The 243-nt window shown below is 68.3% G+C and carries 1 pseudogene; it reads left to right on the top strand.

Features of this window, described 5'->3' with window-relative positions:
- Positions 1-243 (top strand): annotated as a pseudogene (locus tag RYX56_RS24695) (indole-3-glycerol phosphate synthase TrpC); the annotation flags it as partial.

Genomic DNA, 243 nt, shown 5'->3' with positions numbered 1-243 from the left:
CGCGCGACCTGTGACCTGCCGGTGCTGCGGAAGGATTTCACCATCGACCGGTACCAGGTCGCGGAGGCCCGGGCGATGGGAGCCGACGCGATCCTGCTGATCGTCGCGGCGCTGGAGCAATCGCAGATGGTTGCCCTGGAGCGCGCCGCGCACGATCTCGGACTGGCGGTGCTGGTCGAAGTCCACGACGGTTCGGAACTGGATCGCGCGCTCGAGCTCCGCACACCGCTGCTCGGCATCAAC

Origin of the sequence: Alkalihalophilus lindianensis (assembly GCF_032843265.1) — a bacterium.
Taxonomy (GTDB): domain Bacteria; phylum Bacillota; class Bacilli; order Bacillales; family Bacillaceae_D; genus Alkalihalophilus; species Alkalihalophilus lindianensis.
This window is presented reverse-complemented; position numbering and strand designations above follow the sequence as displayed.